This window comes from Caballeronia sp. KNU42, assembly GCF_053760385.1.
This window is the reverse complement of sequence record NZ_CM132388.1, coordinates 1928532-1944270: the sequence shown is the minus strand read 5'-3', so window position 1 is coordinate 1944270 and position 15739 is coordinate 1928532. Positions and strand designations below refer to the sequence as shown.

At 56.6% G+C, this 15739-nt stretch carries 10 protein-coding genes; 2 read left to right on the top strand and 8 right to left on the bottom strand.

Translation table 11 applies throughout. The features are described 5' to 3' along the window. Positions 1-210 precede the first annotated feature (210 nt). Positions 211-1035: a three-Cys-motif partner protein TcmP gene (locus ACSOSP_RS08745; protein WP_455310638.1), complete on the top strand. Its 825-nt coding sequence runs from the start codon at positions 211-213 to the stop codon at positions 1033-1035. Between the two features lie 53 nt (positions 1036-1088). Further along, positions 1089-1847: a DUF5131 family protein gene (locus ACSOSP_RS08740; RefSeq protein ID WP_455310637.1), complete on the top strand. Its 759-nt coding sequence runs from the start codon at positions 1089-1091 to the stop codon at positions 1845-1847. Positions 1848-1987: 140 nt separating this feature from the next. Here the strand turns inward: ACSOSP_RS08740 and ACSOSP_RS08735 are convergent, their stop codons facing one another. The 8 genes from ACSOSP_RS08735 to ACSOSP_RS08700 all read right to left on the bottom strand — a co-directional run bounded on the left by ACSOSP_RS08735 (position 1988) and on the right by ACSOSP_RS08700 (position 15492). After that, positions 1988-2869, bottom strand: coding sequence for an urease accessory protein UreD (locus ACSOSP_RS08735; protein ID WP_455310636.1), 882 nt, complete (start codon positions 2867-2869; stop codon positions 1988-1990). Positions 2870-2913: 44 nt separating this feature from the next. Next, positions 2914-3606: an urea ABC transporter ATP-binding subunit UrtE gene (gene urtE / locus ACSOSP_RS08730; RefSeq protein ID WP_455310635.1), complete on the bottom strand. Its 693-nt coding sequence runs from the start codon at positions 3604-3606 to the stop codon at positions 2914-2916. 794 nt (positions 3607-4400) lie between these two features. After that, positions 4401-5276, bottom strand: coding sequence for an urea ABC transporter ATP-binding protein UrtD (gene urtD, locus ACSOSP_RS08725; protein WP_455310899.1), 876 nt, complete (start codon positions 5274-5276; stop codon positions 4401-4403). 11 nt (positions 5277-5287) lie between these two features. After that, complete coding sequence (urtC, locus tag ACSOSP_RS08720) at positions 5288-6478, bottom strand: urea ABC transporter permease subunit UrtC (protein WP_455310633.1); 1191 nt, start codon at positions 6476-6478, stop codon at positions 5288-5290. 1 nt (position 6479) lies between these two features. After that, entirely contained in the window at positions 6480-8099 is a 1620-nt protein-coding gene (urtB, locus tag ACSOSP_RS08715; protein WP_455310631.1) for an urea ABC transporter permease subunit UrtB, read from the bottom strand. Between the two features lie 154 nt (positions 8100-8253). Continuing rightward, positions 8254-9555 (bottom strand): urea ABC transporter substrate-binding protein, encoded by a 1302-nt coding sequence (gene urtA, locus ACSOSP_RS08710; RefSeq protein ID WP_455310630.1) that lies wholly within the window; start codon positions 9553-9555, stop codon positions 8254-8256. 468 nt (positions 9556-10023) lie between these two features. After that, the gene (locus ACSOSP_RS08705; RefSeq protein ID WP_455310629.1) at positions 10024-11955 is read right to left on the bottom strand and encodes a hypothetical protein; all 1932 of its coding nucleotides are present in this window, start codon (positions 11953-11955) and stop codon (positions 10024-10026) included. A gap of 315 nt (positions 11956-12270) precedes the next feature. Next, a complete protein-coding gene (locus tag ACSOSP_RS08700; protein ID WP_455310627.1) occupies positions 12271-15492 on the bottom strand; it encodes a hypothetical protein in 3222 nt (1073 codons plus the stop codon). Positions 15493-15739 lie beyond the last annotated feature (247 nt).

The window sequence follows — 15739 nt, the reverse complement described above, 5'->3', positions numbered from 1 at the left end:
TATAACTCGACGTAATTCGTCATCGGGGAATTGACAAGCTACTTCGTTCGGAATTGAAGATGGATCTTTTGTGATCAAAAGTCCAATATAAAAACTGTCATTAGGAAATTCAGCGGTTTAGCTCAGAGTGCGCTATTCAAATGAGCTGGCACGACTCGCCGTGTGGGCTCATTGAAATATAAATCTATAAACAGAGAATGGGAGCCCGATTTGGCCAGCATAACAACAATCGTAATCGACCCTTTGGACGGTTTACCCGTCATGGAGGTTGGACGTTGGGTGACAGAAGAAAAGCATCAAGTAATCAAGCGGTATATTGATGCGTCTTGGGGCGCGCGTCAGAAATTCACAAGTCAACGCAGCTATATCGACTTGTTTGCAGGAACGGGCCGAGTAAAGATTAAACACACGAGTACTTTTGTAGACGGTGGGCCACTTGCCGCATGGAATATGGCGCGTCAACGACGTGGCACATTTTCAGATTTTTTTGTTGCAGACGCCGACGGCAAGTTTCTTAAAGCTTGTGACACTCGATTGCGAAGGTTAGGAGCGCCGGTTTCATCGAAAGTAGGTCGGGCGGATCAGACAATCGACTGGGTTCTCCCGCAACTCGACACACGCGGGCTGCATCTTGCGCTGCTTGACCCTTTCAACGCGGGTCATTTGCACTTTTCCATCATTCAAAAACTGTCTACGTTACGCGCGATTGATATCGTAATTCACCTGAGTACGGGTGACATTCAGCGCAACATCGCGGCTGGCTTGCACAGCGATAGCTCTTCGCTGGACGATTTCGCGCCCGGATGGCGTCAGGCAGTGCGGAAGCAATCTTCGAAGCATGAGATGCGACATGCTTTCATTGATCATTGGAAGCAGTTGGTCCGAAACACCGGTCTTCGCGTATGCGACACCATGTATCCGGTGAAAAACAGCAAGGACTCGACCATGTATTGGCTATGCTTGCTCACAAGGCACGACCTTGCAGAAAAGCTTTGGCGCGAAGCTTGCAATATACGTAATAAAACGCTTTTCTAGGCGTTCACGGTCGGTATACTGCTGTGCTGTACGTTCACCTGGCAGCTATGCTCATGGCCACTACTACTACCATTGAATGGACTGAGATGACGTGGAACCCGGTGACGGGTTGCATAAAGATCAGTCAGGGTTGCAAGCATTGCTATGCAGAGCGCATGGCAAAGCGGCTAAATGCGATGGGTTCTTCCCGTTACGAGAATGGTTTTACTCCCACGCTTCATCACGATCTCATTGATACACCGCGGCGATGGAAAAGGCCACGGATTGTTTTCGTGAATTCCATGAGTGACTTATTTCAAGAGGACGTCCCGCTTGATTTTATACAGGCGGTTTTCAAGACCATGGTGGAATGTCCGCAGCATACATTCCAGGTGCTCACAAAGCGCTCGGCACGACTCGCGGAAGTAGCTCATCTTCTTCCCTGGCCGGCGAACGTTTGGATGGGGGTCAGCGTGGAGGACGAACGCGTCGTCGATCGCGTTCGTGATCTTGCGTCAACTCCAGCCCGAGTGAAGTTTCTTTCGTGCGAGCCGTTAATCGGACCTCTCGACAAGCTGCCGTTAGCCGGCATCGATTGGGTTATTGTCGGAGGCGAGTCCGGACCCGGCGCGCGCCCGATGAACGAGGAATGGGTGCAGTCCATACGAAAGCAATGCAGAGTGTTTCGAACGGCTTTTTTCTTTAAACAATGGGGCGGAATTCGCAAAGACCGCACTGGCCGAGAGCTCAACGGCCGGACATATGACGAAATGCCTCGACACAGGAATCCGCGCGCCGAGGTGGGCGATCCCGTTGCGCGGTCCGTTGTTTAGCCAACCGCCCGGTTGCGTGCGTACAAGATCACCTGATTTTTCCGCACATACCGAGACCACGAGTCTCGGTACTTGGCGGCAGTGATGATTTCAGATCGTCATACCGGCCCGAAGACTCGACGAGATCAAGTCGTGAAGATTCACGTTGTCCAAAGCCGCAACGCTCGGGCATCGACGCCATGAATCAGCGGGCGCAACGTCGTCCAGCATTCGGTCATTAATTGCTGCAGCGGCTCCATCGAATGGCTTGCGGCACGGATGATCATTACCCCCGGCGCCACGCAGGAAGCGGCGGCGCGCAACGAGGAATCGAACGGAAGGCGCGCTGTCAGCGTTTCCGCCAGAGCATCGTCACTTGCCGGCCCGATCGCCCAGAGCGTGCCGTAGGCGGGAAAGCCGGCAAGGCCCTGCGGCGCGAGGCGCAATGGATCATCAGCACTTAGCAGCGCACGCTCAAACCAGCGCAGCCGGCCCTTGCTGTCCTTGATCCGCGCCGTGGAAACCAACCGTCCTTCCGACCATCGTTCGCCTGCCGCTTGCCGGCCCAACTGCATCGCGTCCCAGCCGATAGCCGTCGCGGTTTCGTCCATCGTCAGCGTGAAATCCAGCGCGACATTCGATGACTCGAAAACAATATTGTTCTGCGGCAGCCAGTCGAGCTTCGCGTTCGCGCCGACGCGCAATTCGATGCGCTGCGTGGCGAGCTTGCCGTTCGCCTTGTACCACTTGGTCGCGCCCGGCGTAGTGATAACCGCGTGCGTTTGCTCGCCCAAATCGATATCAATCGCCAGCCGGTCGCCGCCCGCCACGCCACCCGGCGGATGAACGATTACCGCATGGCAGATGGTCTCGCCTTCGGGGTACAAGGGCCGTTGCATGCGCAATGGGCCCACGTGTTTTCGATGCGTGAGCGCCGTCCGCCCGGAAACTTGAGGCGTGAAACCGAGTTCGAGCCTGCCGTGCCACTCCGGGAAGTCCGAGGCAGTCGATGGCAGCAGCGCGGCGATAGGTTCGTGATGCATGAGTCTTTCTGGATCTAAGCGAGTCGCCAATCATACGGCGAGCGTCAGACCGCGATCAACTCCCGCACGCCATGCGCTTCCATGTCTGCGCCCGCGCCGCCCGCTACGATTTCCCCGCGGCTCATCACCCAATAACGGTCGGCAAGCTCGCGAGCGAAGTCGTAATACTGCTCGACGAGCAATACCGTCATGCCCATTTCATCGACGAGTTGACGCAACGTGCGCCCGATATCCTGGATGATCGACGGCTGAATGCCTTCGGTAGGTTCATCGAGAATGAGCAACTGGGGTTCGCTCATCAGCGCGCGCCCAATCGCAAGCTGCTGTTGCTGACCGCCCGACAGATCGCCGCCGCGGCGGCTTTTCATGTCTTTCAACACCGGAAACAACTCATAGATCCGGTCCGGTACCTTCGATGGCGTCTTGCGGCTCGCCGCGCCCACCAGCAGGTTTTCTTCTACGGTGAGTCGGCCGAAGATATCGCGTCCCTGCGGGACGTAACCAAGGCCGCTCGATACGCGCTTGTAGGTGGGCATCGAGGAAATCTTCGCGCCGCGCCATGAGATCGTGCCGCTCTTCGTGGGCACGACGCCCATCAGGCAGCGCAGCAACGTCGTCTTGCCTACGCCGTTGCGGCCGAGCAGAACCGTGAGTTTTCCATCGGGGACGGTCATCTTCACATCGCGAAGGATGTGGCTGCCGCCGTAGAACTGGTTGAGTGATTCGACTTCGAGCATGTTCTTGCTTCCCTAAGATTGAATGAAATCGGGAGGGGTTAGGGGCGTGGTTCTGGGTCTGTGCCGGGTTGCTGCTTTCAAGGTCTTCGCGCGTTCCGTTCTGACTGATTTTTTTCGCTCTATTAGCCACTGCGCGTGGCGGCGCGTCATTTCTTTGTCCAAAGCGACAAAGAAACGAAGCAAAGAAAGCGCTTTCAAAACGCGGGCTCATAAGTTGACCTAGCGTGCAGTTCCTGCGTTTTTGGCACCCCAAAAGCACGGTGCTCGCAAGAACCACGGATGTGTGAAACCCTCCTTCTCCGAACACCGATACCCACACGCTTCGCCACCAGTGACTGAACCTGCCCAAGGACTACCCCGCGCTATCCGCGGAAAACCAGCCTCCAAATTCGTACGTACTTCGAACAACATCGCCAACCCACGGAGAACCAAGGACCCAGCAATTCGTGGGGCCGTGCTGGTCCTTGGAACACTCGTGCTTGCCCGAGAGCGTACGGGGCGAAGCGTGTGCGTGTCAGGATTCGCGAGAAGGAGGGTTTCACACATCCGTCGTTCTGGCGAGCACCGTGCTTTTGGGGCACCCATGAATTGGAACTGCACGCTGTGGACACTTAGGGTAGAGCGGTTAAAAGCGTTTTCTTTGCTTCGTTTCTTTGTCGCTTTGGACAAAGAAATGACGTGCCGCCACGCACAGTGGCTAACAGTGATAAAAAAATCAGCTAACGTATGACTCGCGAAGACCTGAAAAGCAGCACCCCGGCACCTCCCCCTCACAATCAAGCGTGAATGAAATATCACCGCCCCAGGTACGACTCGATCACCTTCTCATTGCGCTTCACTTCATCAAGCGTCCCGTGCGCCAGCACACTCCCCTCGGCCATCACAGTCACGCGCCCTGTCTCACCCGAAAGCGCAGCAACAAACTCCATATCATGCTCGACGACCATCATCGAACACGTGCCGCGCAGTTTGTTCAGCAATTCCGCGAGCTGCATGGTCTCGTGGTCCGTCATGCCGGCGGCGGGTTCATCGAGTAAGAGAAGAGCAGGCTGCTGCATCAGCAACATGCCGATCTCCAGCCGCTGCTTCTGACCGTGCGACAACTCGCCGGCATATCGCGTGGCATCGGCTTCGAGATGGATCAGTTCGAGCGTCTCCTCAATTCTTGCTTGCGCTTCCCGGTCGAGTTTCGATCTCAGCGACGCTAACCAGCCCTTGTCGGTCTTCATCGCGAGTTCGAGGTTTTCCCACACCGGATGATTCTCGAACACGGTCGGCTTCTGGAACTTGCGTCCAATACCCGTACGCGCGATGACCGGCTCCGACATGCGCGTCAGGTCAAACGTCTGGCCCAGAAAAACCTTGCCCGAATCAGGCCGCGTTTTACCGGTGATGACATCCATCATCGTGGTCTTGCCAGCGCCGTTGGGTCCGATCACGCAGCGCAGTTCGCCCACATCGATAGACAGCGTCAGCTTGTTCAGCGCGCGGAATCCATCGAAGCTCACGGTCACGTCTTCGAGATACAGGATCGTGCCGTGCGAGACATCAATCTCACCCGGTTCCAGCACGTGACCCAAACCGGTAATCCCGTTCTGGTTACGTTCGTTGATTTCCGGCAGCGGCGGCAGGTCCACGATCAATGCGTTATATGCGTTATCCAATGACATCGAAAAGGTAGTCAATGTGAATGCCCTCCCGCTTTCTTCTTGCGCAGCGCGATATCGATGAGGCCCATGATTCCGTTCGGGAGCAGCAAGGGCACGAGGGTAAAGATCAGGCCCAGGAAGAACAGCCAGTATTCAGGGAAGTTCGCGGTAAAGAAGCTCTTCGCGCCGTTCACCGCGAACGCGCCGATGATCGGCCCGATTAAAGTTCCACGCCCACCCACGGCGACCCAGATCGCCATTTCGATGGAGTTGCCCGGCGACATCTCGTTCGGGTTGATGATGCCAACCTGCGGCACATACAACGCGCCTGCGATACCGCACAAAATGGCCGAGATGGTCCATATAAACAGCTTGTACGCGAGTGGGCTATAGCCGAGGAACATCAGCCGCGCTTCGCCATCGCGCACACCCGTGACCACACGCCCGAGTTTGGACGTCACAATCGCCCGTGCCGCGATGAACGCCAGAATCAGCACGCCGAGCGTCATCAGGAACAATACCGTGCGCGTACTTGCCGCCGTGATCGGAAACCCCGCGATGCGCTTGAAATCCGTGAAGCCATTGTTGCCGCCAAAGCCTGTTTCGTTGCGATAGAAGAGCAGCATCGCGGCGAAGGTCATGGCTTGCGTGATGATCGACAGGTACACGCCTTTTACGCGCGAGCGGAAGGTGAAGAAGCCGAAGATCCATGCAAGAACGCCAGGCACCACGACCACCAGCAACAGCGCGTACCAGAGGTGTTCAGTGCCTTGCCAGTACCAGGGAAGCTTGTGCCAGTCGAGGAACACCATGAAGTCGGGCAGATCGCTTTGATAGCTGCCTTCACGGCCGATCGAGCGCATCAAATACATGCCCATCGCGTAACCGCCGAGCGCAAAGAACAGCGCGTGGCCGAGGCTCAGGATGCCGCAATAACCCCAGACCAGGTCAAGCGCCAGCGCGCCGATCGCGTAGCACATGAGCTTGCCGACGAGCGTCATCGAATAGGCGCTCAGATGGAACGTGCTCGACTCCGGCAGCACGAGCGCGGCGATCGGCACGCAGATGCCCATCGCGATGATGAACGCAATCAGCGCAATCCAGCCGTTGCGAGGAAGCAGCGGGGCGCGTGGCGGCAGGCCTAATGCAAAACCTTCGCGCTTGGCTTGCGCATCGGGTTGTGGCGCGACGTCGAGATTCGCGGAGACGTTGGGAGTATTCATCTCAAACCTCGGCGCTACGGCCCTTCAGGGCGAACATGCCCTGAGGACGCTTCTGGATGAACAACACGATCAGCACGAGCACCGCGATCTTTGCGAGCACCGCGCCCCAGAACGGTTCGATCGTCTTGCTGACAAGCCCAAGTCCAAAACCGCCGATCACCGTTCCCGCCAGTTGTCCGACGCCGCCGAGCACGACCGTCATGAATGAATCGATGATGTAGCTCTGCCCCAGGTCCGGCCCAATATTGCCGATCTGCGAGAGCGCGCAGCCGCCGAGTCCCGCGATGCCCGCGCCGAACGCGAACGCATACGAATCCACGCGAGCGGTTTTTACACCAACGCACGCCGCCATGCGGCGGTTCTGCGTGACAGCGCGCACGAACAGGCCGAGGCGCGTCTTGGTCAGCACGACCCACGCGAGCAGCACGACGACGAGCGAGAAGCCGAGAATGGTGAGACGGTTGTACGGCAGGATCAGGTTCTGCATGATGGAGACGCCGCCGCTCATCCACGATGGGTTCGTCACCTGCACGTTCTGCGCGCCGAAGATGGTGCGAGTGGCTTGAATCAGGATCAGGCTGATGCCGAAGGTGGTCAGCAGCGTTTCGAGCGGACGGCCGTAGAGATGTTTGATCACCAGCCGTTCCAACACGATACCCACCGCCGCGGCCGCCGCGAACGACACCGGCACCGCGAACAGCGGATACCAGTTGAACGCGCCCGGTGCGTAGTGCTGGACGAGGTTCTGGACTACGTACGTGGCGTACGCGCCGATCATCAGGAACTCGCCGTGCGCCATGTTGATCACGCCGATCAAACCATACGTGATCGCCAAGCCAAGCGCGGCAAGCAACAACACGCTGCCAAGCGACAAACCCGCGAAGATCGTGCCGACAATTTCGCCACGTCGCTGGATGGAGTTCAGTTCTTCTATGCCCGTTTGAGCTGCAGCGCGCACGCGCGCATCGGGTTCGGCGAAGCTACCGTCCGCATTCTTGACGACGATCGGGCGCAGCAGTTCGTTCATATCCAGGTCGTGGCGTGCGGCGACCAGTTGCACGGCTTCGAGGCGCTTGTTCGGATCGGTGTCGTGCAACGCGGTGGTGGCCCACAGCGTATCGAGACGTTTCTTGAGCGTCGGATCGGTCTCCTGCGCGCGGGCTTTATCGACTAAAGGTTTGATCGAGGGATCGGCGTTCTTCAGCAATTCATCGACGGCCGCGCGGCGCTTTTCAATATCCGGCGATGACAGTTGCAAGCCTGACAACGCACCCGATACCTTCGCGCGCAGCAGATTGTTCAACGTGACCGGTTGCGCGCCGGGCGCTTCCACGGTCTTGTTGGTGAGCGGGTCCTTGTTGCCGTCGTCAGTTTGAATCAGGACCTTGCCGTCATCGGTGGCGACGAGCGAGCCATCGGAGAGCGCATTGAGGACGGCGATCGAAGGAGCATCGGCGTTGGCGATGAGCTTGTCGACGGCGGCGGACTTGGCGTCGAAGTCATCGGCGGCGAGCGGCGCGAGATCGTCTGCTGAAAGGGCGGCAAACGCAGCCAGCGGCATGCACGCAATCAGGATTGCGCAGAGGCCACGGCGAGCGAAGCGAAGAATCGAATCAGTCATGAAGGGCCTGTCAGGTAGAGCGGAGTGGGGCGCGGCGTGTTGCGTATTGCGTGTGTCGCCCGGACTCGTATGAACCGCCGCGGTGTGTTCTTGTGCTTCGAGCGCGGCGGTTCGATCTTCAACGGTGATACTTGGTGAGGCTTAAACCTGAGACTTAAGCAACGCGTCGGCGGCGCAGGAAATCCGGAATCGAGCTGACCACATCCGGCTTGCCTTCGTTGCCCGGAATGTACGGACTCCACGGTTGCGCGCGGATCGCGGTCTTCGTGCGCCACACGACGTTGAACTGGCCGTCGGCACGCACTTCGCCGATCATCACCGGCTTGTGCAGATGGTGATTGCCGTCCATCTCGAGCGTGAAGCCCGACGGTGCGGCGAATTTCTGTCCGACCATCGCCACACGGATTTTGTCGACATCGACGCTCTTCGCTTTTTCAGCCGCCTGCTTCCACATATGGATGCCGACGAAGGTCGCTTCCATCGGGTCGTTCGTCACGCGCTTGTCGCCGCCCGGCAGGTTGTTCTTCTTCACCCACTCGGCGAACATCGCCTTGAACTTCGTGTTCTCCGGGTTCTTCAGCGACATGAAGTAGTTCCACGCGGCCAGGTTGCCGACCAGCGGTTTTGTATCGATACCGCGCAGTTCCTCTTCACCCACTGAGAACGCGACGACCGGCACATCGGTCGCCTTCAGGCCTTGATTGCCGAGTTCCTTATAGAACGGCACGTTCGAATCGCCGTTCACCGTCGAGATCACGCAGGTCTTGCCGCCTTGCGAGAACGTCTTGATGTTCGCCACGATGGTCTGATAGTCCGCGTGGCCGAACGGCGTGTAGACCTCTTGAATGTCGTCGTCCTTCACGCCTTTCGAGTGCAGGAATGCGCGCAGGATCTTGTTCGTCGTACGCGGGTAGACGTAGTCGGTGCCGAGCAGGAAGAAGCGCTTGGCGCCGCCGCCTTCCTTGCTCATCAGGTATTCGGTGGCGGGGATGGCTTGCTGGTTAGGCGCGGCGCCCGTGTAGAAGACGTTCTTCGACATTTCTTCACCCTCGTACTGCACCGGGTAGAAGAGCAGGCCGTTGAGTTCCTCGAAGACCGGCAGCACCGATTTGCGCGATACCGAGGTCCAGCAGCCGAACGTCACCGCCACTTTGTCCTGCGAGATCAGTTGACGGGCTTTTTCGGCGAAGAGCGGCCAGTTGGAGGCCGGGTCGACGACCACCGGTTCCAGTTGACGCCCGAGCACGCCGCCGCTTGCATTGATCTGGGCGATGGTCATCAGCGCAGTGTCTTTCAGCGATGTTTCCGAGATCGCCATCGTGCCGGAGAGTGAATGGAGAACGCCGACTTTGATCGGCCCCGTATCGGCGGCTTGCGCTTTTGAAATGGGCAGTTGGCCCGCAATCGCGAGCGCGCCCGACATGGAGCCGAACTTCAGGAGACTGCGTCGTTTCATGTATTTCCCCTTGCCGATTTGTTTGTTTTAAAGCGGTTGTCTGGTGGATTTTTTATATCGCTGACGGTGAGTCAGTGGGGAGGACACTGCAAGGGATATGCCAATTGGTGCTTTGTGCTGATGGTTGGCGGGTTTGACGGTGGGGCGGGGCGATGGGGGGAAAGGTGGAAAGTCAGTCGGTGCTCTATTTTGGTGCGAATGCGGCGGTCACGCTTTGTCGCGGTGCGCTAGACGATAGGTTTTAGCGCGGCCCTGCGAAGGCTGAGCGCGGCGTCGGCGCGATCAGATTTTGATCTCGCTCGAAAGTTTTGCCGCTGCGATGGTGAAGAGCGTCGGTTCTTCAAAACTCCCCGCCCGCGCGTTTCGCGTTCCGCGTCAGCCTCGACGGATCACCCCGTTCGCACTTGGCGCGCGAACGGGCGAGGATCGACAAATCACCGGCAGGTAACCGACTGGCCTAAAAGTCGGTCAGCGATAGATCACAGCAAACGGGCGAGTAACCACGTCTTGACCGAAGCCGACACTCCAGACTGGATGGTTGGAACCGTCCCAAACCACGGGGGTGGTCGCGTAATTCAGTCTGTAGCTGTCGAGGCGAATGAACGAGTAATACGGAATATTTCCGTCCCAATACTGGCCCATGGTGAACACCGTTTTGCCGTCAGGCGAGTAGACGTATGGGAGAGACCAATCGCTCGGAATGCCATCGGTTATAGCGCTGAATGACCTTGTGGAGACTGTATAAATGAGCGGCGCAATACCTTTTTTGCTGGTCCCGAGCAGAACCTGATTGCTGTCAAGTACGTGCAGGTCATGGACGTCAGCATCTACAGGGTTGATTGGTTGCAGGACACTATATTGACCGCTTTGCGTGTCCACAGTGGCAATGAACGGAGGAAGGAGGCCGTCTGGACCCGGATCAGCAAGATAAAGCGTTTTCTCGTCGGGTGTTAAACCCACCACCAATGGTTGTGAGCGAGTAGTGCCAACAGAATACGCGGCGGTTTGAGTGTGGGAGTCTTTGTTCACCGCGACGATCGACTGCGCACTGCCGGTTCCACCGCTCTTGACGACGTAGATCTGCTGACTCGATGCATCGCGTTGCGCAACGATTTGCGTTGCTCCGGTGAGAGACAAATCCCAGGCAACGTTCAGTGTGCTCAAGTCATAGGCACGCAGTCCCCCTGCGGCGCCTTGTTTCCAGACGATATACGCATATTTGCTGTCACCCGACAATTTCATGTCCACAACTTCTTCGGCAATCGCCTTTCGTGCCTTTAGCGTATCTGTTTGCGTGTCGATGTAGCCAAGGATCGAGCTGCCTTTCTGCTGATTGAAGAGCGTGTAGGCCACTTTATTGCCATCGGGTGTGGCGTAGAAATGGCGAAGTACGAAGCCATCTGCGTTCGGGATGGTGAGGTAATCCGCTACGTCTTCGAAAGTCTTGCTGTCTTGTATAGAGACGATAGGTGGATCGTTCGCCGTAAAGACCGAATAGACCTTGCTCCCGGGTTTTCCGTAATACTTTTGTACCATGGTGACGTCACCAGCGCTTAGCCCGCGATCGTATTCATAGATTCCAGGCGCACAGTAATTCATGATGGAGTCTGCGTCCCAAGGCCCAAGCACGAATCCGTCTCTTCTAAAGGAGTACGTCGGTTCGTTTTGCAGCACTTGATCGACGCAAGCCGCAGGAGTGTCCAATCGGTCTTGCTCATGAATGAATGCCAGCACATGGCCAAATTCATGAATGGCCGTATTCTTGACGCAGATTGGTTTAATAGACGAAAAGCCACAGTCGTTTCCGAATGTAGCGAAGTCAAGATTGAGGTAAACGGCGCCGGCAAAGCCTATGCTTGTTTCACCAGGCGCTCTTGTGAGGGGCCTATTGGACATAATATTCACTCGAACGCCGAGGTACGGATTGGACGGGTCGTACGCTGGACACGTAGTCCAATCGACAAACGTCACATCCGAATTGGCGTCCCAACTACTGGTGACGGCCTCTTTTGTCCACTCTCGTTCCCTTTCATCCCACCCGGACGGGTTTTCCCAGCAGACATTTATTCGGTGAGAATTCCAGACATACTGAGGATACAAGTAGCCGCCGATCAAACCCTTAGACTGGATCGCCGCTTTCAGTACCGGTACTGGCGTACTTGCGTTGCCGCTTACGGGTGTGGAAAACCTAAACTCCTTGAACGTAGGCAAACGCACGGATGCCTTGGTCGACTGCGCGTCGGTTGCAGTGTTTGACCCGGCGGTTTTGATCTCGGCTCCAGTGGCCAAAGAGGATTCGCTGCCATTGGAACCGCACGCTGCAAGAGATGCCGCAAGGAGCGCAGTCGTGAGCCATTTAACTAGGGAGCTCGATATTCTTTTGAGATTTTTTATTATCATTTGTTGCCTGTGGTTAGGAGATAAAGATTAGTCTGTTTATGGCAGTGATATTTACAATCAGGTCCCTAGTTAATCTGCGCTAGCTTTCGCATGCACAGAAAATTAGAAATATAGACATCCTAATCAAATGGTTGTGTGCGACGGAGACTTCATTGCAATCACAAAATTGGTCTTCATATATCCAAGCAGATCTCCCGTTTATTCTATTTGATTTTGAATAACGGACATTGCTTTAGAACAACCTTGCAGAGATCCGTCCTGCAAGGTTTTGATTTGCTTTGAGAGGTTTTATGGGTCTGCAACCCATCCGGGAATTCAGTGCATCGATAGTTGCACGCCCAATTGCACCATCAATTCAAGATGCGCTGTCGAGTGCTCGTAGACATCGTAAGCCACTCCACCAATCGTGGCATTCCCCTGTCGCTCCCAATCACCATCGGCGATTCCTGCAACGCGGGTATTAGACAATTCCACGGTATCCCCGGCCTTGCCGTTGACCATGAATTGCTGCTTGCCATCAGCTCGGAAAAGGTCAGTCTCGCCAAGATTTAATACGTCGATCATCGCGATCTTCAGAGTGTTGTGCTGGCCACCAAGGTCTATTCGCTCTATTCCCGTAATGGTTGATCCGATAGTTTTTCCGGACAGTGATGTCAGATCGATTGTCTGATGGTCGTCGGAGACCGTTATCGTATTGACGCCGGTGTTCCCGTGGATGTGCGTGCTTCGATCTGCTGTGTTAAAGAAGACCGCGCTTTCTCCTGCCGGGGTCGCTGTCACCCAATGACCCATCTGGCCCGCAAGCGTTCCGATTGTATGTACATCCACAATCTGATCGGATTGGTTGACGTTGTCGTGAGCAGTTATCGTGAGCTTCGCATCTGGATTCGACGTAACCATTCGAGTCCAGTCGGCGCCGAACGAGGCTGTGCCGTTCTCATCCACGGAAGCCATAAAGACAGCAACGGTGCTACCAGCCAACGTGATCTCTGCCTTCAACTGCAGGGATACAACACTGCCATCTGAGTTCGTGTGATTCAGGATTCCCGTATCGACGACCAGCAGGTTGTCGTTCATCAGTATGCGGGCAGTCAACGAGTCCTGGCTTGGCCCATGGCCAGTTTCCACGATGCCGTAATTCTCCGACCACGGTCCCTGAGCTTCAAATTCGCGCTCGACTCGCGCTGTATAGACGTGCGAGCCGGGAGGGGCGTCACTATCGATGATCCACCACGTGGTGTTCGAATGATCTGACAGTGGATTGAACGTATGATTGTCCCCCGTCAGCCTCTCGCCATCGCGATAAATGACGAGCGAATCGCTCCACTTGTTCATTGGCTCGCTTAGGGTTCCTTCAATTCTATGTGACGCTTCGCTGGAAGCCCCTCCCGCTGGAATCAATGAAAGCTGCACATGACCTTCTGCGTCGACATAAGAATCGAATACGCCAGTGATCGTTGCGGCTGCTGGTGGCGTGGGTGACTGGCCACCGGCATCTTGTACGAAGTACGCCGGCTCCCATTGCCCAAGCAAGTTCAGCAGAATGCCGAAGTCCGGGACGGCGACGAGATTGTAGTAATCAAGGCCGCCTTGATCGTTATCGATATGACGATGCAAGATCAAATCGAAATTCGCGTCCGGGTGAGCTTTCACATAAGCGATCCAGTCAACTTCAATGCTGATGACGCCGCCGTTGTCCGTATAGCTTTTGACGGTCATTCCGGCTTTGTCGAGCATCCGCACGGCCTCGAGCATATCGACGGAAATGGCTTTGCCGTCGCTCGTGGTTCTGGCCGCGAACCGGGTGTCGAAAATCAGGAAGTCTTCGGTCGCAAGGAATTGAAAACTGCCAGAGCTCGTTCCAGCCGTTTCAGTAATGACAAATTCCGCGGAATGGACGCCCTGTTCGCCCGAGGCGGAAATGACACTCGCCGTGTAGACGTGCTGACCCGTCGTGAGTCCGTCATCCTGATAGGACCAGCCGAGTCCCGTGACTGAAGCGGTGCCGATCTTCTGGCCGTCACGAAAGATGGCGAGCACTTCGCCCTCGTGAAGAGACGCGCTGAGCGTTCCGTGCAACTCCGGCGATGTGTCGGAGGTTTGGCCGCCGTTTTTGACCGAGTTGTCATGATGATTGCCAGCCGGGTCAATGAATTCATCGAGCGCGCCCGTGATGGTCGCAACCGCCACCGGCGCGGGTTCAGTTTCCAAAATGCTATAGCTTTCCGACGAAGGTCCTTGATCGCCATACGCGCGCGGAACTCGCGCCGTGTAGACGTGCCGACCGGGCGGCACATTGGTTTCGATCACCCAACCCGTGTTGGTCGATTGATCGTATTTGGCCTCCAGCAAGTCTTTATTCGGTAGCAAAAGTATGCCATCTCGATAAATTTCCCACGAGTCGCTAATCCAGCCCTGGGCAAGCGGCTCGCTGAAGGTAAACACGATTTTGTGCGTTGAGCTGGCGGTCGAACCACCATCCGGGACCAACGATAGCGCCGGATTTCCGGCCCCATCGGTATAGACCTCATAGATGCCCGTGATAGTTGTGGCAGGAGCCGGCGTCGCTGGCTGCCCTTGCGCGCCGTCGGCTCCGACCACCGCGAATGTCCAGGTCCCGAGTTTCGCGAGCACATCCTGCCAGCTTGAAAAGCCAAACGAATTGTAGTAATTGAGGCCGCCCTTATCGTTATCGATATGACGATGTGAAACCAGATCGAGACCCATGTTCGGGTGCGTCTTCATAAATGCGACCCAGTCGACTTCGATGCTGATGAAGCCACCGTTGTCGGTGTAGCTTTTGACGGTCATTCCCTCTTTCTCGAAAATCCTGACGGTTTCGAGTAAATCAAAGGAAACGGGCCTGCCGTCGGACGTCGTTCTGGGAATGAGCCGGGTGTCGAAAATCAGGTAGTCTTCCGTCCCGAGCATGGGAAACATGTCGAAGCCAGTTCCGGCCGTTTCAGTGACTACAAAATTACCGGAATGGACGCCCTGTTCTCCCGATGCAGCAAGGACACTCGCCGTATAAACGTGCTGACCCGTCGTAAGTCCATCGTCCTGATACGACCAGCCGAGCCCCGTGACTGACGCAGTACCGACCTTCTGGCCGTCGCGATAGATGGCGAGCACTTCACCTTCGTGCAACGCGCTGCTCAATGTGCCGATTAACTTCGGCGATGTATCGGCGGTCCTGCCACCGTTTTGAATGATGTTGTCGTGATGATTGCCACCCGGATCAGTGAATTCGTCGAGCGCGCTGGTGATGGTCGCAACCGCCAACGGCAACGGCGTGCTGTCGCCAATCATTTTCACTACCAGGTGGTTCGACATCAGCGTCACGCCGCTCACGCTGCTCACCGCGATGACACAGAAATCGTGCGTGCCTTTGCTCAGCAGCGGCGTGCTGAAAGCCCAGGTGCCGTCGCTGTGCACAGTGGTCGAACCGATGGAATGATCGCCGTCAAGGATTGTGACGATATCGCCGGCGTGACCGAAACCGATAATCGTTGGCAACGGATTGTCGATCGTCGTCACGCGCGAGAACTTGCCGTGACCGCCTTGCGTCGAATCGCTGATCCCCGCGATAGACGGCGCGCCCGCGCTGACCGGCGTTGCATGCTCAGCATGATGATGGCCATGACGATGATTGTGCGAGCTGACCGCGTGCAACGAATCAACGTCCATGCCAGGCGAGCCACGCCAGGGCATCGACCAGGAGCCGTCGGCGGACGAGATCGCCTCGCCGATGACGCGCTCAGCATCGGAGACCGTTACCAGCGAG

Bases quoted from the DNA above. Each gene is read 5' to 3' on its own strand.
- urtB (WP_455310631.1), bottom strand. From the start codon at position 8,099: ATGACTGATTCGATTCTTCGCTTCGCTCGCCGTGGCCTCTGCGCAATC.
- ACSOSP_RS08740 (WP_455310637.1), top strand. From the start codon at position 1,089: ATGGCCACTACTACTACCATTGAATGGACTGAGATGACGTGGAACCCG.
- urtA (WP_455310630.1), bottom strand. From the start codon at position 9,555: ATGAAACGACGCAGTCTCCTGAAGTTCGGCTCCATGTCGGGCGCGCTC.
- ACSOSP_RS08705 (WP_455310629.1), bottom strand. From the start codon at position 11,955: ATGATAATAAAAAATCTCAAAAGAATATCGAGCTCCCTAGTTAAATGG.
- urtD (WP_455310899.1), bottom strand. From the start codon at position 5,276: ATGTCATTGGATAACGCATATAACGCATTGATCGTGGACCTGCCGCCG.
- urtE (WP_455310635.1), bottom strand. From the start codon at position 3,606: ATGCTCGAAGTCGAATCACTCAACCAGTTCTACGGCGGCAGCCACATC.
- ACSOSP_RS08735 (WP_455310636.1), bottom strand. From the start codon at position 2,869: ATGCATCACGAACCTATCGCCGCGCTGCTGCCATCGACTGCCTCGGAC.
- urtC (WP_455310633.1), bottom strand. From the start codon at position 6,478: ATGAATACTCCCAACGTCTCCGCGAATCTCGACGTCGCGCCACAACCC.